20 protein-coding genes are annotated in these 19,515 nt (G+C 38.1%); 8 read left to right on the top strand and 12 right to left on the bottom strand.

All coding sequences use genetic code 11. From position 1 onward, the window contains the following. Nucleotides 1-18: 18 nt before the first annotated feature. The 3 genes from AC1Q6O_RS05245 to AC1Q6O_RS05235 all read right to left on the bottom strand — a co-directional run bounded on the left by AC1Q6O_RS05245 (nucleotide 19) and on the right by AC1Q6O_RS05235 (nucleotide 2,856). Nucleotides 19-810, bottom strand: a complete 792-nt coding sequence (locus AC1Q6O_RS05245) for a GNAT family N-acetyltransferase (protein WP_492400978.1) — start codon at nucleotides 808-810, stop codon at nucleotides 19-21. Continuing rightward, nucleotides 803-2,611 (bottom strand): ribosomal protection-like ABC-F family protein, encoded by a 1,809-nt coding sequence (gene abc-f / locus AC1Q6O_RS05240; protein ID WP_492400977.1) that lies wholly within the window; start codon nucleotides 2,609-2,611, stop codon nucleotides 803-805. Before abc-f ends, AC1Q6O_RS05245 begins: the two co-directional genes overlap by 8 nt. Before the next feature lie 104 nt (nucleotides 2,612-2,715). Beyond that, nucleotides 2,716-2,856, bottom strand: coding sequence for an RAxF-45 family protein (locus AC1Q6O_RS05235; RefSeq protein ID WP_239354355.1), 141 nt, complete (start codon nucleotides 2,854-2,856; stop codon nucleotides 2,716-2,718). A 213-nt stretch (nucleotides 2,857-3,069) separates the two neighbouring features. Between AC1Q6O_RS05235 and AC1Q6O_RS05230 the strand changes: the two genes are divergently transcribed. After that, the gene (locus AC1Q6O_RS05230; protein WP_239354351.1) at nucleotides 3,070-4,764 is read left to right on the top strand and encodes a methyl-accepting chemotaxis protein; all 1,695 of its coding nucleotides are present in this window, start codon (nucleotides 3,070-3,072) and stop codon (nucleotides 4,762-4,764) included. A 44-nt stretch (nucleotides 4,765-4,808) separates the two neighbouring features. Here the strand turns inward: AC1Q6O_RS05230 and AC1Q6O_RS05225 are convergent, their stop codons facing one another. Next, nucleotides 4,809-5,837, bottom strand: coding sequence for an AbrB family transcriptional regulator (locus AC1Q6O_RS05225; RefSeq protein WP_089985534.1), 1,029 nt, complete (start codon nucleotides 5,835-5,837; stop codon nucleotides 4,809-4,811). 224 nt (nucleotides 5,838-6,061) lie between these two features. Between AC1Q6O_RS05225 and AC1Q6O_RS05220 the strand changes: the two genes are divergently transcribed. The 6 genes from AC1Q6O_RS05220 (at nucleotide 6,062) to AC1Q6O_RS05195 (ending at nucleotide 9,967) form a co-directional block, all read left to right on the top strand. Further along, complete coding sequence (locus tag AC1Q6O_RS05220; RefSeq protein WP_089985532.1) at nucleotides 6,062-6,511, top strand: LytTR family DNA-binding domain-containing protein; 450 nt, start codon at nucleotides 6,062-6,064, stop codon at nucleotides 6,509-6,511. A gap of 1 nt (nucleotide 6,512) precedes the next feature. After that, nucleotides 6,513-6,917 carry a DUF3021 domain-containing protein gene (locus tag AC1Q6O_RS05215; protein WP_008174333.1) on the top strand — a complete coding sequence of 135 codons (405 nt, stop codon included), beginning with the start codon at nucleotides 6,513-6,515 and terminating at the stop codon, nucleotides 6,915-6,917. A 5-nt stretch (nucleotides 6,918-6,922) separates the two neighbouring features. After that, nucleotides 6,923-7,843 (top strand): ABC transporter ATP-binding protein, encoded by a 921-nt coding sequence (locus AC1Q6O_RS05210; RefSeq protein ID WP_107921765.1) that lies wholly within the window; start codon nucleotides 6,923-6,925, stop codon nucleotides 7,841-7,843. Next, on the top strand, nucleotides 7,843-8,718 hold the full coding sequence (locus AC1Q6O_RS05205; protein WP_239354349.1) for an ABC transporter permease: 876 nt from the start codon (nucleotides 7,843-7,845) through the stop codon (nucleotides 8,716-8,718). Before AC1Q6O_RS05210 ends, AC1Q6O_RS05205 begins: the two co-directional genes overlap by 1 nt. A gap of 134 nt (nucleotides 8,719-8,852) precedes the next feature. Beyond that, a complete protein-coding gene (locus AC1Q6O_RS05200) occupies nucleotides 8,853-9,608 on the top strand; it encodes a DUF2087 domain-containing protein (RefSeq protein ID WP_008174339.1) in 756 nt (251 codons plus the stop codon). 17 nt (nucleotides 9,609-9,625) lie between these two features. Further along, nucleotides 9,626-9,967: a GIY-YIG nuclease family protein gene (locus AC1Q6O_RS05195; RefSeq protein WP_008174341.1), complete on the top strand. Its 342-nt coding sequence runs from the start codon at nucleotides 9,626-9,628 to the stop codon at nucleotides 9,965-9,967. A 65-nt stretch (nucleotides 9,968-10,032) separates the two neighbouring features. Here AC1Q6O_RS05195 and AC1Q6O_RS05190 read toward each other — a convergent pair whose 3' ends face one another. From AC1Q6O_RS05190 to AC1Q6O_RS05155, 8 genes are all read right to left on the bottom strand, one after another. Beyond that, nucleotides 10,033-10,407, bottom strand: a complete 375-nt coding sequence (locus AC1Q6O_RS05190; protein ID WP_089985524.1) for an MmcQ/YjbR family DNA-binding protein — start codon at nucleotides 10,405-10,407, stop codon at nucleotides 10,033-10,035. A gap of 96 nt (nucleotides 10,408-10,503) precedes the next feature. Beyond that, entirely contained in the window at nucleotides 10,504-11,322 is an 819-nt protein-coding gene (locus AC1Q6O_RS05185) for a YitT family protein (RefSeq protein WP_107921764.1), read from the bottom strand. A 79-nt stretch (nucleotides 11,323-11,401) separates the two neighbouring features. Then, nucleotides 11,402-12,703, bottom strand: coding sequence for a M48 family metallopeptidase (locus tag AC1Q6O_RS05180; protein WP_043989743.1), 1,302 nt, complete (start codon nucleotides 12,701-12,703; stop codon nucleotides 11,402-11,404). A gap of 191 nt (nucleotides 12,704-12,894) precedes the next feature. Next, nucleotides 12,895-13,701: a hypothetical protein gene (locus tag AC1Q6O_RS05175; RefSeq protein ID WP_008174350.1), complete on the bottom strand. Its 807-nt coding sequence runs from the start codon at nucleotides 13,699-13,701 to the stop codon at nucleotides 12,895-12,897. Continuing rightward, on the bottom strand, nucleotides 13,694-14,764 hold the full coding sequence (locus AC1Q6O_RS05170; RefSeq protein WP_492400976.1) for an MBL fold metallo-hydrolase: 1,071 nt from the start codon (nucleotides 14,762-14,764) through the stop codon (nucleotides 13,694-13,696). The genes AC1Q6O_RS05175 and AC1Q6O_RS05170 overlap by 8 nt, the downstream gene beginning before the upstream one ends. After that, on the bottom strand, nucleotides 14,757-16,418 hold the full coding sequence (locus tag AC1Q6O_RS05165; RefSeq protein WP_107921762.1) for an ABC transporter permease: 1,662 nt from the start codon (nucleotides 16,416-16,418) through the stop codon (nucleotides 14,757-14,759). Before AC1Q6O_RS05165 ends, AC1Q6O_RS05170 begins: the two co-directional genes overlap by 8 nt. Before the next feature lie 58 nt (nucleotides 16,419-16,476). Continuing rightward, a complete protein-coding gene (locus tag AC1Q6O_RS05160; RefSeq protein WP_008174357.1) occupies nucleotides 16,477-17,502 on the bottom strand; it encodes an ABC transporter substrate-binding protein in 1,026 nt (341 codons plus the stop codon). Further along, nucleotides 17,499-18,464 carry an ABC transporter ATP-binding protein gene (locus tag AC1Q6O_RS05155; protein WP_089985515.1) on the bottom strand — a complete coding sequence of 322 codons (966 nt, stop codon included), beginning with the start codon at nucleotides 18,462-18,464 and terminating at the stop codon, nucleotides 17,499-17,501. Before AC1Q6O_RS05155 ends, AC1Q6O_RS05160 begins: the two co-directional genes overlap by 4 nt. A gap of 138 nt (nucleotides 18,465-18,602) precedes the next feature. On the opposite strand from AC1Q6O_RS05155, the gene AC1Q6O_RS05150 reads away from it, so the two are divergent. Further along, a complete protein-coding gene (locus tag AC1Q6O_RS05150; protein WP_008174360.1) occupies nucleotides 18,603-19,514 on the top strand; it encodes a LysR family transcriptional regulator in 912 nt (303 codons plus the stop codon). Nucleotide 19,515: the final 1 nt, after the last annotated feature.

Below are 19,515 nucleotides of genomic sequence, written 5' to 3'. Positions count from 1 at the left end.
GTTTTTATATATGTTAGATTAAGAATTTTGTCGTATATCTTGAATACTTTTACCTTCTGTAAATGCATGAATGGAGGCAATGGATCCAACCGATTTAAAGTTAGACCTATCATAGACTTTAGCAACTTGATCGTTAATTGGCCATATCCAAAGCTGCTCAAGCTTCTGATTCACTGACTGCTGTTGGATATGCTGCAACATATAGCCGATTAAACCACGACCTCGATGGCTTTCAATTGTTGCTACACTCTCAATCCTTCCTTGATTTCCTGACACAAATAGATTTGCGGAACAGCATGGCACCCCATCAAGTTTTAATAAATAGTACGTAAAGCTTGGCGAATAATACGCTTGCTCAAAGGCCATTTTAATTAATTCAGGATCTCCAAAAGCAGAAATGCTCATTTCCACTGCCAAGGCTTCGTTCAAATTTGCATCTGTTACCCGTTCAATTTTGATCGCTGGATGTGGTGAGAGTTGACGAAACTCACCATTCCAGCACTGAATTTCATTGACGAACTGCTCATATTGAAAGCCATGCATCTCTAAAGACTCTATACACGCTTGATTATCCTCAAGATTATATAAATACAGCCGTGGGATAAGCGACTTAGATTGATAGAACGTTTTTATATCTTCTAAAAACTGAGCAGGTTTTTCGATCTTTCGCCAAACATGTGCATGATTAGCATCATAATAGGTCGGAATTGCCTTATTATAGAATAAAACTCCTTCTTTACATTCCTCCATTTCACTAAAACTCTTTACATAATCTATATCAAGCTGCATAATGCGTTCTAAATTAAGCATGTTCCGTTCCCTCTTCCATCCATTTTTCATATAATTCCTCTATTTGCTGTTCGAGCTTTTGCCGTTGCTCTTTAGCAAGTGAAGGTTCCTCTAGTTTTACCTCTAGTTTTTCAATTTGTTGCTCAATCGATAGCTCTTTTTTGACAGATTGTATTTTAGGTGCCGCTTCATTTTCAACTTCAACTACTATTTTTTTCCAGAGCTCCTCAAGTTTTTGTCTAGCCCACTCATAATCTCCTTCAAAAACATGAATAGTTTGATCCTTTAGCCATGCTGTTTTGGTAAATATTTTTTGTAAGAAGTAGCGGTCATGGGACACACCAATAATGGTTCCCTCAAAGGTTTCTAGCGTATCCTCCAATACCTCTCTTGCTTCAATATCTAAATGGTTCGTTGGTTCATCCAAAATGAGCACATTAATATCCTCATGCATTAATTGAGCTAACCGAAGGCGCATTTTTTCTCCACCGCTTAAATTCTTCACTTTTTTAAAGACATCATAGCCATAGAACAAAAATCGTGCGAGAATATGGCGTGCTTCGGTCTCAGACACCGCTACATTTTCACGAAACGCATCAATTAATCGGATAGCTGGATTTTTATGTTCCAATTGCTGAGATAGATAACCAATTTTCACATTACTACCTACATGGCAAACACCGCGATTAGGAACGATTTCCCCTAACATCATTTTTAATAACGTTGATTTACCACTACCGTTGTTCCCAACAATCGCTAGTCTTTCTCCAAAGTAGACAGCTAGGTTACTGTCTATCAATAAAGGCTTATCATAGCCGTGGTAAATGTCTTGTAATTGCACTACCTCTTTACCGCTGCGTTCAGCCATCGTTAAAGCGAGATTCATTTTCTTTTTTGATATAGGCTTCTTCACCCGTTCGATACGTGCTAATGCTTTTTCCATACTTTTCGCACGTCTATGCATAGAAGCGTTTGGTGGATTTGCTTCATTAGCCCATTGTTTTAATCGTTTAATCGTTTCTTGCATTTTCTTAATTTTCTTCTGCTGCTCTTCATAATCAGCAAATTGCTGTTCAATCTTTGCCTCTTTTTGTGCTATAAACGCATCGTAATTACCTGTGTACGTAAAGGCCTCTCCATCTTCAATTTCTATGACTTTATGTGCAATCTGATTCATAAATTGGCGGTCATGAGAGACGACAATGACAATTCCCTCAAAGCTGCGTACGTAATTTTCAAGCCATTCGATTGCCTGCATATCAAGATGGTTCGTTGGTTCATCTAACAATAAAATAGCTGGCTGGCTCAATAAAATTTGCCCAAGCATTACTTTCGTCTTCTCTCCACCACTTAAACTACTAAATGGCTGTGCCAACATTTCCATAATACCTAGCCCATTTGCAATCATCGCTAATTGGGCATCCACCTCATAGCCCCCCTGTAGCATGAATTGCTCCTGTACTTGCCCATATTGCCATAAAATTTTATCCGTTACGTTTGACTGCATCTCTTGCTCAAGTATCGTCATTCTAGCCTTTAATGCATAAATATCAGCAAATGCCTCTTCTAACACTTTCTTTACTGAATGACCCGGATAATTTGGTATTTGATGTAAATAGCCGACTGTGGCATCTTTACTTTTTATGATACGTCCCCGATCGGGAAAATCTACACCCGATAGAAGCTGCAATAAAGTTGTTTTACCACTACCATTTACGCCAACTATAGCAACATGCTCCCCACTATTTACCTCCAGTTGTAAATTCTCAAATAATATATTGCCACCCATAATTTTTTGTATTTGCTCAGCTTTCATTTGCATCGTTTTTTCCTCCAATGAAACGCGCGAAAACATCTTGACAACACAAAAAAGACTGCTCATTAACAAGCAGTCTTTTTCTCATTAAAATGTGTGAAAAAGAATGGTTAATTCGCTACGTTAGTTATTTGATTTTGCTTAAAAATGGACAGAACTATCCCGTTGTTCGCAAAATCGAAAGTAATGACACGTGCAAAATACATAGCTGTATCCACTTTTATACATGTGTCCGTAGCGTTTTTATTCATTCTTTTTCACCTCCGTTCAATATAGTTAAACATATAATACCATTTTTCAGATAATTTGAAAAGGGGATAAATGAACAATCATTTTATTTTATAAATATACAAACTGGCACACTAGTTATATACTAATAAAAAATAGAAATTTTTTCCCAAATTATATCAATATTTAGGCGATTGGTAGTAGGGTTTTTTACGGAGAATGTGGAGGGACATTTCATGAAAAAGCTAAGTATGCAAAAGAAAATGAGCTTATTAATTGTGGTTATTATTGGATTTGTACTCATTGCTATAGGTCTTATGAACACAACCGAAATGAAAAAAACATTACGAGATGAGTACAATACAAGGCTCCATCAAATTTTAGATTTAAGTATACTTAACCTCGACCAAACATTACCTGGTGAATGGCAATTAAAAAATGGTGAGCTTTACAAAGGCAATGTAAACGTAGCCAATGAAACGGCACTTATTGATACTTTAGGAGAATTATCACAGGCTGCCATTACAATTTTCGCTGGAGAAACGAGAATTAATACAAATATTGTCATAGATGGACAACGTGCTATTGGAACAACGGTCGACCCAAAAGTAGCTGACACTGTTTTACAGCAAGGGAAAACGTACACGGGTACTGCCGAAGTGCTAGGCAACCCCTATTTTACAAAATACGAGCCCATTAAAAATAAAAACGGCGAAACGATTGGCATGTTCTTTGCTGGGGTACCTTCCGCTGATATTGATGTAGTCGCACAAAAGATGTTATTAAAGACTGGAATTATCGCTGTCATCTCAGCCCTTATTGCAGTCATTGCAGGTATGCTCTTTATTCGTGGCATTGTCAGACCTTTAAAGCAATTAAACATCCAGCTAGAAACGATCTCTGCTGGGAAAGGTGATTTAACGCAGCAGCTACTAGTGCAATCAAAGGATGAAATCGGCCATGTGGCAGAGTCGTTTAATGCCATGCTGGCAACTTTACGTAGTATGATGCAACAAGTAGATGCAACAGCCAATCAAGTGTCTGCATCCTCACTGGAATTATCTGCAACGGCAGGTTCCACCACGACAACAACGGAGCAATTAACAGCCAATATGCAGGAGCTTGCAAGTGGTGCAAGTACTCAAAAGCATAGTGCTCATGAGAATGCCGAAGCGATGGAAGATATTGCAGGTGGAATTCAACTAGTTACAGAAACTAATAGTGAGGTATCTTCCTATGCGTCGGATGCCTTCTATACGGCCAAGCATGGTGAGGATGCCGCACATAATATGCAGTTTCAAATGCGTGCTATGACCAATGCCGTTCAGGAAAGTGCAGAAGCCATTGCAGCACTTGATACACATGCCAATAAAATAGATGAGATTGTGGAGGTCATTCATGCCATCGCTGATCAAACGAATTTATTAGCCCTCAATGCATCGATCGAGGCGGCTCGTGCGGGCGAACATGGCAAGGGCTTCGCAGTGGTTGCAGAAGAGGTTCGGAAGCTTGCCGAACAATCCAAAATCTCCGCAGCAGAAATTACAGAGACGATTCACACGATGCAACAACTGTCTAAGGAAGCACGGGTGTATATGCAGCAAAGTAAACAAGAGGCCACTACAAGCGCTGAGGTGGTCTACACAACTAGCAAGGCTTTTGCAGATATTACTACAAAGGTGTCACTTGTGACACTCAAAATTCAAGAGGTGTCAGGCATTGCCGAAGAGCTGTATGCAAGAATTGAACAGGCGAATGCTTCAACACAAATTATGGCTGAAATTGCTATGGATGCACGTGAACAATCAAAAATCGTCACACAAATTGCTGAAACGAATCTTCTATCAATGGATGATATTAATCAGGCAGCGTCACAGCTAACAGCGAATGCCGAAACATTGCAAGATTTAATCCATCAATTTAAATATTAAATCGACCAGCAAAAAAACATGAGGGATTAGTTGATCACTATCCCTCATGTTTTCACTTTTTTTACAAACATTTTGACCACAGGCACAAGGAAAATTGAAATCACTAGGATTCGGAAGAGTTGAAAAGCTGTGACGATTGTCACATTGGCATGTACAGAAGCCGCAATAATCCCCATTTGATCAAGTCCCCCAGGCACAATACTTAAAAAGCCTGTCTTAAAGTCGAGACTGTATAAACTTTTCATTAAAAATGTTAAGCCATACGCTGCTCCTATATAAATGCCAGCTGATACAAATGCATAAAAAATATGCCTCTTTGATAAATGTAAATCTTCTTTTTTCAACAATAACCCGATATGGATTCCAACCATCAATTGAGCAATATGTAGAAGAGATATGGGTATTCTAGGCACTTCTATCCCCACCATATTAATACCCATCAATAAAAATACTGGGCCGAGCATATAACCTGTTGGAATTTTAAGCTTTTGAGCAATCCATCCTGCTAAGCCACAAACAATTAGTATACCGATAAGGCCCCATGTATACATTCCGTTGTTCATAGTGCTGTTTCCACCAACATCTGTCAACATTAGCGGGACAAAGCCGACGATTAAAAGAACACGGAGGATTTGAAAGAATGTAATGACCACCATATCCATATCGCCTTGCTCCTCAGCAAAAGCCACAACCTGTGCCATGCCACCAGGTACACAGCATGTCAATGCCGTTGCAAAATCCAAATCTGTACGTTTGGCTACTAAATAACTGACACCAAAAAATAATAATATAAAAATCACATTTATAACGACAATACTCCCTAAAAAAAGCTTAATATCCTGCACCGCTTCTGGAGTAAAGGCAAAGCCGATAGAATACCCTGCTACGATTAAGCCAAAATTACGGAAGGAAGAGTGCCATCTCAATTGTACATTGGTCGACAATTGCACGATAAGTACAGCTGTAATAGCGCCTAGCAACCAAGGCATTGGTATATGAAGTAGTTGAAAAACGACAGCACCTATGAGGCCAATGCATAATGTAATCAACATATGCCTACCAAAAACAAACATACTAGCAACCCCTTACAACACTAGATAACTATATTATGACGTTTCTTAACCTTTTTTTCTATTGAAGCGACTTTTATATGGTTTGCTATCGTTAAAAAATAACCTGTTATCGATAAAATTGAACCTCTTATCCAATAATTTACCTTTGCTAAAATTATCTATGCTACATTATTATTACCTGATTCAGCGTTTTCCCTTTGAGGGGAAAATAAAGGAGGCCTCCTATGAAAATTCATTTGACTATTCACCATGAACTTGAAGAAACAGAGGTTCATATACATGCGAAAGAATACAACGAACAAATTGAAAGACTCATGCAGCAATTACAAGCGTCCCAAACGACTATGCTAGATGGGTACTTTCAACAAGAAATTCATCTACTAAAAATTTCTGATATTTATTCCATCTATGCAGAGGATGCCAAAGTATTTTTACAAACGAATGAGCAAGAGTTTGAGTCTAAACGAAAATTATATGAACTAGAGGCACAGCTTTCAAAGGACTTTGTACGAGTAAGTAAATCTACACTTGTCAATATCCATAAAATCTCCTCTATTCAAATGGGCAAAATCGGTACAACACAATTACTGCTTGAAAATGATGTAACCATTCATGTTAGTCGTAAATATATAAAAGAATTGAAGCGACACTTAGGTATTGGGAGGGATCTATAGCATGAAATATGTAAGCATGATGATTATCGGACTACTCATATCCCTTAGCTCTTCATATGTCTTAGTGACATTTAGCGTCCTATCAAATAATGCGATGGTGTCAGGCACAGAATTACTAGAGCAAATTGTTATTGCAGCCATACTTGGCATTGCCATCGGACTTATATCTGGTATTTTTGAGATTGAATCGATCCCTTTTATGGTGCAGCTACTCTTGCATTTAATCGCTGTGACAATCTGTGTTTTAATTGCTGGCTATTTTGGTGGTTGGTTTATGCATTCTGGTGTGAAATATGTGCTGCTTTCTGAAGCCGTTATTTACATCATCGTTTGGTGTATTCTTTATATCCTTCAATTAAATGATATTGAAAAAATAAATCGAGAAATCCGAAAAAGAAAGGAATAATCTGGATGACCTTCGCAATAAAAGTAGAGAATTTATGTAAACAATATGGTGATCATCATGCGGTTAATGATATTTCATTTGCGGTTGAACGAGGTACCCTCTTTGCTTTTTTAGGAGCAAACGGTGCTGGCAAATCGACAACAATTGAAATCCTTTGTACTTTATTAAAAAAATCCAGCGGCAATGTCACTATCAATAACTTTAAACTAGATGTCAGCAATCATAACGCAGATATCCGTAAATCCATTGGTGTTGTGTTTCAGCAAAGCTTATTAGATGATCGTTTAACTGTGCAGGAAAACATTCTACACCGAGGCAGAACATATGGATTATCAAAAACACAACTTGCTGAAAACTATCAATTTGTTTCCTCCTATTTGCATTTAGAGGATATTGAAAAGCAAAAATATGGAACCTTATCAGGCGGTCAAAAAAGACGAGCAGACATTGCACGTGCACTTATTCATCGTCCAACTATATTATTTCTAGATGAACCTACAACCGGCTTAGATCCACAAACTCGACAATTAGTTTGGCAGGCCATCAAGCAGCTTCAACTCGAAACGAATATGACTGTGTTTTTAACGACCCATTATATGGAGGAAGCGGCAGTCGCCCATCAGGTCCTTGTTTTAAAGGAAGGAAAAATTGTCGCACAAGGTACGCCTGATGCGTTGAAAACAAAGTATGCCTATGACTCTATGGCCGTTGTTTTCAATAATCCACTAGACGGTGTTAAATGGCTGGAAGAACACGCCATTACCTATACCGAGAAACAGGAGATCTATACAATCCGTTTAGAGTCCACTCTACAAGCTCTCTCCCTTTTAAAGAAAGCGGAGCCACTCATCGCCTCCTTTGAAGTGATTAAAGGAACGATGGATGATGTCTTTCTTCATATTATGGCAGAGGAGGATGTTGCATAATGGAAGCCTTAATGAGCTTAGTACAACGAAATAATAAAGTATTTAGACGAGATAAAACACAAGTGTTCTTCTCTCTACTATCGGTGATTATAGTCATCGTGCTTTACGCCTTATTCCTCCAAAAAATGCAGGTAGATGCAATTGAACGAATCACGGAAGCCACACCTGAAGTGATTACCATGGTGAACGAATGGGTTGTAGCAGGGTTACTATCGATGATTGCCGTTTCGTCAACACTTAGTGCATACGGTATCGCCATAAAGGATCAGGAATCAAAGGCAATGGCCGATTTTTTAACCGCCCCTCTTTCCCGCGCCACAATACAAATGAGCTATGTACTCAATGCATTAATAATTGGCTGTATTTTTTCCTTTATCGCATTAATTGGCTGTGAAATTTTTATCGTAGCAACAGGCGGTAAGCTTTTAAGCCTTGCACATTTTGTTCAAGTACTTGGCATTATCTTATTATCTGTCTTACTCGCAAGTGTCTTGAATCTATTTCTTTCCTTGTTTGTGTCGACACAAAATGCCTTCTCAACATTAGGAACTATTGTCGGTACACTACTCGGATTTTTATGCGGTGTTTATGTCCCACTCGGTGCTCTACCAAGCTTTGCACAAAATTTAATTATGTATTTCCCAGTTAGTCATACTACATTACTCTTACGAAACACATTTATGGAAAGCTCCATTGCCAATGTCTTTGAGGGTACACCGGTCTCCTATGTGAATGACTACAAAATTAATTATGGTATTGTCTACGAGCTTCATGGTAATACCCTTAGTGCCTCAACGAGCATCATCATTATCATTGGTACAATCCTCGTCCTAGCGATCGCCTCCTTCCTTTTGTTTAAAAGAAAATATAAATAAATAGTTGCCAACGTTTTTACACATCGTTTAGAAAACGATGTGTTTTTTATTGCTTTATCATAAACAATTTGTTATTTTAATAATAAATAAGCAAACAAAAATAAAAATCGTTTGTTTTTATCGGAGGATTCCTAATGGATGTAAATGAACTATTTTGGCAAGCGCCTATCGATAATCTAAAAAAGGGTTATATCGACGATGAGACACATTTCACTTGTCTACTATGTGGAGAAGAAATAGAAAAAGGAATTATTTACCCTTACGACGGCTTACTGTATGAAGCCGAAAAAATGATGCAGCATCATATTACGATTACACACCAGTCTGTTTTTCATTACTTAAATGGTCTCAATAAAAAAATGACCGGCTTAACTGAGCATCAAAGTCATATTTTAGGCTTATTTTATGAAGGTAAATCAGATCAGGAAATAAAAAAGGAATTAGAAATTGGCAGTGCCACGACTATTCGTCATCACCGCTTTGCTTTAAAGGAAAAAGAACGTCAAGCCAAGACGTTGTTAGTAATGATGGAATTACTGAAGGAACAAGATCGAAAGGAGGATACGTTTGTGTCTATTCATAAAACAGCTACAATGGTTGACGATCGCTATAACGTCACTCTCTCAGAAGAACAACAAGTATTGGCGAAATTATTCCCACACGGTGTTGGTAAGGAGCTAGTTCGTTTTCCTAAGCGTGAAAAACAAAAAATTATAGTACTTCGTGCCATCACAATGCTTTTTGACAAAGAAAAACAATATACAGAAAAAGAATTGAATGAAATCATCAAGCCCATGTATGAAGACTATGTTCATATACGCCGCTACTTAATTGAATACGGTTTTCTGGACCGCCAATCTGACGGCAGTGCTTACTGGGTTAAAAAATAAGAAGGCAGGTCATTAAAATGGATCATAAAAAAGAACTAAAAGAAATGTATAAGGACATGAAAATTGAAGCGGGCGTTTTTACTATGACGAATACACAAACAGATAAAGTATTTGTCGGTAGCTTTAATAATTTGAAGCGTTTAAATGGTTTTCAGTTTATGCTCAAAACGAATACACATACGAACAAGGAGCTTCAAGCGGACTATAATTCATTTGGTCAAGAAGCTTTCGAGGTGAAAATCGTTGAGTATTTAAAGAAGAAGGAAGAGGGTTATTTCGATGCCAAAAAAGAGCTTGAAAAGCTAGAGCAAAAATGGCTCGATACGCTAAATCCTTATGGTGAGCGCGGTTATAATTGATCAAAGATGAGCGCATTTACCAATAATAAAGGTAGATGCGCTATCCCTTACTCATATAAGTCTTGTTATTGTTTTGCTTCCAATAGGCAAATTTCCTGCTGTGCTTTTTTCGTTAATTTACTGAAAACAAGTTCATACGAATGCTTAATAAGTTTCTCTACCAAATCCATCGGAACATCTTCAGCATCCATATAAATGGAGTTCCAATGCGTTTTATTCATATAGTAGCCAGGTATAATGCTGGTATAGGCTTCTCGTAATTCCTCTGCTCGCGCAGGTTCACATTTTAACGTTAGCACTGGCCGACCTGTGGCATTTCCTCCAATCATGGCATACATCTTCCCACCTATAAGATAGCGATCTGCTTGCCATTCTTCCTTATAGTCATACGTTGTTCCTTGCAGCTGAAGACAATTTGCATGAATCGTTTCCTTTTCCATTTCCATTCCCCTTTCAACATTAACTAGTTACCCCTAAAACAAAAACACACGTTCGATTATAGTAAGTATAATCGAAAACATGTGTTGAGGATAGCGTTATTTACTTGTACCACGATCAAACATCCCCATCACCTCGGTTGTTTGCAAAATATTCACAAACGACTTAGGATCGGTTTCTTTAATCGTACTTTTCACATCAGCCAGTTGATAGCGTGTAATAACCGTAATTAATACTTGACGGCCTTCGCCAGAATAGGCTCCTTTAGCATCGATGATCGTTACCCCACGATGAAGTTTTTCTAATAATTGCTGTTTAACCTCTTCGCCTTTATTCGTAATAATCATAAGGGTTAATTTAATATGACTTGTATGAATCGTGTCCACTACTTTTCCGGTTGCATAAATGGAAACAAGCGTTAATAGCGCTGCATCCCAACTAAAGACAAAGCCTGAAGCTGCCACTACGATACCATTCATAGCAGCAATTAAAGTACCAAGCGGAAAATCACGTTTACGGCTTAAAAGCATGGCAATAATATCGAAGCCCCCAGAGGAGCCTGCTGCTCGGAAAATCAATCCCATGGCAACACCTACGATGACTCCACCAAATAAGGAAGCAAGAATGGGCTCTTGTGTCGCCTTGTAAATCGGAATAATATATAAACTCACTGATAAAACAGCCACCGATAAAATCGTATAGCTAATAAATCGTTTCCCAAGCTTCATCACACCTAAAATAAGCAAGGGCAAGTTCAGTAGTAGGTTTAGCACCCCGGTATTCAGCGGAGTAATAATCCCAAGCATAATGGCAATACCGCTTAATCCCCCACTTAAAATTTCATGAGGAATTAACAAAAAATTATAAGCAAAGGCCACTAAAATGGAAGAAAATGTAATAATAATCACATTACGCATGTTGATGTCCCCTATAAACGACCAAATTTTGATACATCTTTTCCATAGACTACCCAACTTACTTACTGGGAAAACATATTTACTTATTTTTCTTCTGTTCTTCCTTTAAAGGACCCTCTTGTTTGTACTCGCCCTTATCAGCAACGTTATTAATACGCTCTAGCATTGGAGGATGCGTATAACGGAACCATTTCACCAAAAGCGGTGGGTTGACCTCGCTTAAGCCCGAAATCGTTAGCTTTTGAAATGCCGTTACAGCCGCCTTGCGATCATTCATCAAGTCAATCGCATATTGATCTGCCCTTGATTCCTGGTATCTGGATACGTAATTAGAAACGGGATTGGAAGCAAATAATAATATGGAGGTAATTAGTAAAAATAATGGGTAGGAGCTAATATTACTAATTTTATTAATTTTGAATACCTGTCCATATCGTGTAACGAAGCGTCGCATAATTTTAGCTGTTAGCCATAAACCAGCTAAAGAGAGTAAAAGATAGCCTGCAATGCCAAAATAAATATGCTTTTCAACATAATGTCCCATTTCATGCGCCATAATAAACAAAATTTCATTATCTGTTAGTCTGTTTAATGTAGTATCCCAAAGAACAATTCTTGAATTGCTACCTATCCCTGTCACGTAAGCATTTAGGGCATTCGTCTTCTCAGCCATATTCACCTCGTAAACATGCTCTGCTGGGATATGTGCCTCGGTAGCAAGTGATAATATTTTAGTTTCCAGCTCTTTATTTTTTAACGGATAAAAGTCATTGTACAAAGGGTCGATCACAACTGGCTGGATAAACATCACAAACATTGTGAACGGGATGGTTAATAGCCATGCATAAAGCCACCATCTTTTCTCACTCTTTTTAATGAGCCAATAGAGCACTGTCACTATGATCAAGGTCATTCCAAAGTTCACCCAAAAATCAATGACACCATCCTTCATCCAAGATCCAAATGCTTGGTTGCTAATGCCATAGCTTTTACTGAGATAATAACGATAATAGTCCATTGGGAATAATGCGACATATACTAATAATGACAATAAAAATAAGTAGCCTGCATTTTGCAAAAGCTTCCACTTTGTTTGAGATGTGCTTACTTTCTCTAAATAACGTGAGACACCTAGCAGTAATATCATGAAGTAAACAAGCCATTCTAAAGGAGTAGCTACAAAGAATAAAAAGTTCCGTATTTTAGAATATTCACCACTTAAAAGAAGTTCCTTACCAGACATAAACATTACTGGATCAGCAACAGTTCCCTGTAAGGTACTTGGTATTTTGCCTCCTCCGCTATGGAATATATACCAGTACATACAAAGCACGTAAACACCGAAAAGTAATAGCGCAACAATGCCCATTTTTTTAGCTATGTCAATTCCCCCTCATATTACCCAAAGTTCGTCCTATAGTAAGTGTAAGCGAAATTATCAAAGTTAGAACAAATATGGACCTACTTTTTATCATCTGTTTTTTACAAGAAAAAATTCGCTCCATTTCTAACAATGAGGACAGTATATCCTTCTCATTGTTTCAACATGTCGCGAATTTATGAAAATGCTTGTTATTTATCCATTACAAATGTTGTTTTCCCACGTTGATCCGCACTTAAATAGCCTGCGGATAATAGTTGGTCATACCATTGCTGTTCGATAACAGCAGCTAGAGCGCTATCATCCACTTTTGTAGAAAGCTCGACCATTATATCTCCTTTATACTCCCAAACCTCAATATCGGCATCATGTCCTAAAAAGCTTCCTTTATAGGTAGTAGCTTTGGCAGGACCGTAGACAACAGCTTGAGATAATATATTTTTATACCAGGCTTCAGCATCCCAATTTAAAATTTTCTTAGGCGAATGATCAAGGATGAGTTTTTTAGCAGCACTTGTATCTACAGAATCGTAAGAAACATTGGAAGTCGTTTTCAAGGATTCTTTACGGCTAATCGTAAATGTACGCTGGTCGCCCTTTATATCTAATTCAAATTTATAATTAGATTCTGACCCCGTAAAGCCATGATCTGTTGCCTCAGCAATCGCTTCGTTCAACGGTGTATGAAGAAAACGTTTTTTATAGGTAATATCCATCTTATTGCTACCTTTATATACACGTAAGCGATGAATATAATCACTTTGGAGAAACATTTTATCAGACGTATCATAGAAATAAATTTTTACATCGTCTTTTTTTGTTGCTTGAAAAACATTTGCTATATTTGATTCTGTTAAAATGTCTGATTTGATATTAAATTTAATTTCATGCCCTGGTTCTATTGCTGCTTTTGCCTCTGTTGGATGGATATACATCATACTAATAATTGTCAAACCCATGAAGCACATATAAAATGCCCATTTCTTCAATTTAGCCATTATTTACTTCCTCCTTTTGTATGGTTGTTTCTAAATGTGTATGTGGACTGTGAAAATAAATAGTTTGTCGTGCATGGATACTTTGCGATAGCGAAATTGTATCCTGATAGTCGGGATGGGTTTTATAGAAAAATTCCTGAGAAGGTTGCATTGAAACATGCTGATTGAATGACGGACGCGAATACCCTGTTTCAATGAATATGGCCGTTGGATGCTCCTTTGCTAGTTCTTCAAGTCTAGCTTCATCCTGTTCCCTAACAAAATAGAGTGTATGACCATCGCCAGTGCATTGCTTGTGACCGACTTGTAACGTCATTCTGTGCGGCCAAATATTTTCAGGTTCTTCTTCATACTGTTTAAACAGGGACTGTAATTTTGTATCTATACAAATGGCTCGCGAAGTTCGCTGAGCAAGATAGGTGACAATATCGACGGTTTTTCCTGAAAAGGATGATGGAAAAATAAAAGCGTTGTTTGGATGTTCATTTACATAATTTTCAAGTTTCCGTAATACCTCATGATTATCAATATTTTTTTCAATATGGCCACTATCGATGAATGCTACATCATAAATCGTCCCATCTTCTACTGGTAAGGAAGCCTTGAGCAAATAGGAATCACGAACATAATCACCTGAGAAAAAAATTACCTTTTCAAAAAAGCGAATTTTATACCATACACTTCCAATTAAATGGCCACTATATCCCCATTGAAAGGCCAAATAATCATTCACCTTTATCCAAGTCCCTCTCGAATCTGGATGGAAAGTGCGGATATGCGAAATAGGATGTTGAAGCTGCTGAGAAGTTTTATGACTCATTAGAACCGGCCCTTTGTAGCCCATTTCTTCAAGTAGCGGTAGTGCGCCCACATGGTCAATATGGGAATGAGAAATAAAAACTGCCTTTAGTTTTTCTACATGATTAAGTGTTATAGCTGGTGGGGTTTTTTGTGAATTTTTCATCACCCCGCAATCCAGTAAAATCGCCTTCCCTTGATTTTCGATATAAAAGCAATTGCGCCCATACTCCCCCACCCCGCCTAAAATTTCAATCTTAAACATGTGCTTGCCCTCCACGTTTTTGCAGCCAATCAAGTAGAATCATAAAAATCACCGTGATGAAGACGGTGATGACGGCAACAGCCATCCCAACACCTACATTCCCTTGCTCAAATTGACTATAAATAAACGTTGCGCCTGTCTCGACAGAAGGTGGCAAAATTAAGAGACCGGCCACTAACTCTCGCATCGAAATAATAAAGGTCATCATCATACCCGTAAGTATGCCCTGCATTAATAACGGAAGGATGATTCTGCGATAAATATCCCAGTTACTACGACTAAAAATTGCTGCCGATTGAAATATGGAAGCATCTAACTGAGAAAACGAAGATTTAATATACTGTACAGAATAGGGTAAGAAAAGAACACAGTATGTCACCACAACCATGGTTTTTGTGTTATAGATGGTTGCGGGAAGCCATGGAGCATTCCAAAACATAATCAATCCTACGACAAAGACAATACCTGGAATAATATTAGGCATTAAGCTAAGGAAGTCTAATACTTGCTGTTTCTTTGTTTCCCCTTTTTTTATATAGAGTGCCAAAAGCAAGCCAATAATTGCTGTGATCACGGCCGTCATGATGGAAAAAACAATACTATTTAAAAATGCTGTTAATCCTGCACTGCCAACTGTGAATAGCTCCTGATAGGAGGCAAAGCTAAAATTACCTGCTTGTAAACCATCTCCTCTCACCTTTTGCAAAGAGGTGACGATAATCGAAAAATAAGGGATGCCAATAGATAATAAAAGGATCAACCCGACAAAGGTCCATGATATGACTTTTATATACCATTTATCTGTGACCTCACGTTTTCCAGGACTTTTCCCTGAAAGCACGCCATAAGTATATTTGCGTGCCATTAAATTTTGGAAATACCAAATGACTAAACAAACCGAAAGTAAAAATAAAGACAGAGAGGTCGCCATCCTAATATCGACCGGCCATCTGGATAAATATGAATGAATTTCTGTTGTAAATACTTGAAAACCAATACGACTACCAAATGTAGCTGGTGTTCCAAATTCCGCAAGCGTTTTAATGAAAATCAGTAAACTGCCTAAAACATAGCTTGATAGAATAAGTGGTAAAACGACTTTCACCCAATTTCTCCACGGATTCCGTCCGAAAATCAATGCTGCATCTAAAAAGGAACCATTCATTCGTAGTAATGTATTTCTTAACATTAAATATAAAAACGGAAATAGGTGTAAGCTCATAATCATAACCATTCCAAATAAGGAAAAGAATGAATCCGTTAACCAAGCAGCGCCCGGAACTAATTGTTGAAGAAAACCATTATGCTGCATAAACAATATCCAACCCATAGAACCAATATAAGGGGGTGTCATAAATGGAATGGTCAAAACAATATCAAGCCATTCATGTTTATATAAGCTTGTTTTCGTTCGTATAAATGCCATAGGAAAGGCAATTAACGTTGTACCTAACATAACGAAAATCCCTAAGCCTATTGAATTTCCAAGTGTCTGCCATAATCGTTCATGTGCAAACATTCGGCTAAACTGTGAAAAATCAAAATGCCCATCTTTTGTAAACGTATAGAACAAAATCGCCATTAAAGGAGCGATAGCAAATACGACGACAATTGTCATTAAAAATCCAAAAGTTCGTCTTCCTTCCATGATCATGACTACTTCAACCCTTCTATTTGAAAACTCAACAGAGAACTATGTACCTCCCTATCGCTTAACGAAATAAATCGATAAACTTTGTTAATACGTCAAGTTGCTTGGCTTCAGCACCTGCCCACTCAACTTGTAGTTGAGGAATTTCATCTAATGCCGCACGATTTTTTACCGCAATCTCCTTATTTCCTGGTAATAAGTAAGCATCTGCTACAAGCTTTTGTCCTTCATCTGACAATAAAAAGTCAACATATGCCTTGGCAGCTTCAACATGTTTCGCATCCTTCAAAATACCAACAGCACGAGGACTAACGACCGTGCCGCTTTTCGGATAGACGATTTCCACTGGTTCTCCATCTGCTTTTGCTTTGTAAGCCATATAATCAACGCCTGCTATTGTCGCATTTTTCTCACCTGTAATGACTGCGTCTAACGCTTCCTTATTTGCGCCATTGACTTGTAATCCATTGTTCTTCCACGTATCCACTGTTGCCCATGCCGTTTTCTCTGCCTCCGTATAGCCAAATAAGAAATCGACAGCTGAACCTGATAAACTTGGATCCGGTATATTAATTTTGTTTTGCCACTCAGCTTTTGCTAAATCTGCCCAATCTGTCGGTGCCTGCTTTGTATTTTTCGTATTATAGGCAATACCTAAGGCCGAGGCACTGTAGCCGAAATAATACCCTTCTCCGTCTGACCAAGTAGGATTGATGTTCTCTTTATTTTCGGCATCTTTATAACTTTGTAGCTGGTCAGTTGCCTTAAGACCATCCATAGAAGCTACAGAGGCTAGTACGACAATATCGGCTACAGGATTATTTTTTTCCGCTTCTAAACGAGAAAGAATTTTGCCTGTAGTACCTTGAAACATCTCAACCTTAATACCTGTTTTTTCTTCAAAAGCTTGCTGAATATTTGCGGCTAAGCCATCAGGGCCCGCAGAATACACTGTTAATACTTGCTCCTCTTGTGTCTTTGCACTTGCCTGTTGCTCCTCCTCCACCTGTTTGTTCCCACAGCCAGCTAATGCCAATGTTAGTAGAATTCCCGCAGTTGCCCATAATTTAAAACGTCGCTTTTTCAATGTAAACCCTCCATTTGATAGATCTGATTTTCATCAATAAATACTTGTAATCGTTTTCCATGTTCTAGTGGCTGATTCTCGTAAAAGCTCCATGCTTTTCCTTCCACTTGAGCCTGTACTAAGTAACGGTCTCCAACAAACGTACTTTTCACAATCTTCGCTTGCTTAGCAATCGTGCCTGGACGTTGTATTCTAGAAACACCTTCAGGTCGCACAATAGATTGTCCATTTTGTAACCAATTTACTTTTCCAATAAAATCGGCTACATAAGGTGTTGCTGGCGCACGATAAATTTCTTCAGGGGAGCCGATTTGTGCAATGCTTCCCGCTTCCATAATGATAATTTGATCTGACATGGTCATCGCTTCTGTTTGATCGTGAGTAACAAAAATGGCTTGGCAATCAAGCTCATGGATAAGTTGCATAATTTCATCCTGCATTTGCTCTCGAAGCACTGCATCTAGGGCAGATAATGGCTCATCAAATAAAATTAATTGTGGGTTTGTAGCTAAAGCCCTTGCCAGTGCGACTCGTTGCTGCTGACCCCCTGATAACTCCCCTGGCTTCCGTTTCTCAAACCCTTGCATTTTTACTAATTGCATCACATGCTCTACACGTGCTGGAATGTCTGACTTTGGAATAATCCCCTTTAAACCAAAGGCGATATTTTGAAAGATGGTCATATGGGGCCATAGGGCAAAATCTTGAAAAACCATGGCGATATTGCGTTTATTCGGTTTGACATTTTTACGAGATTCCGAAGAATAAATGACAGTGTCATCAAATCGAATTTCCCCTTTCGTTGGCTGTTCAAGACCTGCCAACAATTTTAATAAAGTGGTTTTACCACAGCCTGATTGTCCGAGAATCGTAATGAATTGCTGATCTAACTCCACATTAATAGGCCATAATGCTTGAGATTGCCCATATTTTTTCTCGATATTAGCTAATGAGATTTTCATAAGTATCCTCCTCGTTACTAACTACTATAAATTCCACATATTTAGAAAATATTAATCTACTATTAATAACTCGTTAAAAAAAATCTAATAAACTTAAGTAAATGCAAGATTTTTTCTAATTTACTTTAGGAGGATAAAATGAATAATTTAAAATTACAGGCATTTTGCTTACTCGTTGAATTAAAAAAATTAGCTCCGGTCGCCAAAGAACTCGGCATTACAGCCCCAACTGTGTCCTTTCATATTCGTTCAATTGAGGAGGAATATGGTATTCGTTTATTTCGCACAAATGCAGGCGGGTACCGCTTAACTGAAGCGGGCGAGGGTGTTTATCATTATGCTCGTCAAATTGTACAGCTGCAAAAAGATATGAATCGCTATATTGAAAACCTATTAGCTGGGCATATCGGCTCCCTCCGACTTGGGGCAAGTGGATTACCCGCACATATTTTCATGCCCGATTTAATCCATCAAGTTTCAATGGCTTATCCAGAGATTCGTATTTCGTTAGAGGTGAAAACAGCTCCTGAAATTGAAAATAAAGTAGCCCTTCAAGAATTAGATTTTGGGCTCATTATGGAGACTAAACAGGAAAATACCGCCCTTCATTACGAGACAATCGGAGAAGATGCCCTTGTTTTAGCATTAAGCCCAACACATGCACTCGCATCTAAAAAGTTCATCACCAGAGAGGATGTTCTTAAAAATAAACTGTTATTGCATACTTCATCTAGCTCCACGAATCACTTCATCGAAAAGTGGATGGACCCCTTTCAGCCTTCTACTTATACCATCGAATTGGATTCGGTAAGTACAATAAAAAAAATGCTGACCTTCGGAAAGAACTTGGCTTTCGTTTCCGCTGCCTTAATCGAAGAAGAATTAAAATCGGGTCTACTAATGAAAAAGGATTTACAAGATGTGACGCTTCGGAGAAAGATTCAATTTATATATCCTAAAACGCGGTTAGATAATGCCATTGATGAGTTTGTCAAAATGTCGATTTACGAAGTAGCACAGCGATTAAAAATGTCTTCAGTTCTGACATAAT

The sequence above is a fragment of the Lysinibacillus sp. GW823-FHT06C08 genome, assembly GCF_058795135.1.
This window is presented reverse-complemented; position numbering and strand designations above follow the sequence as displayed.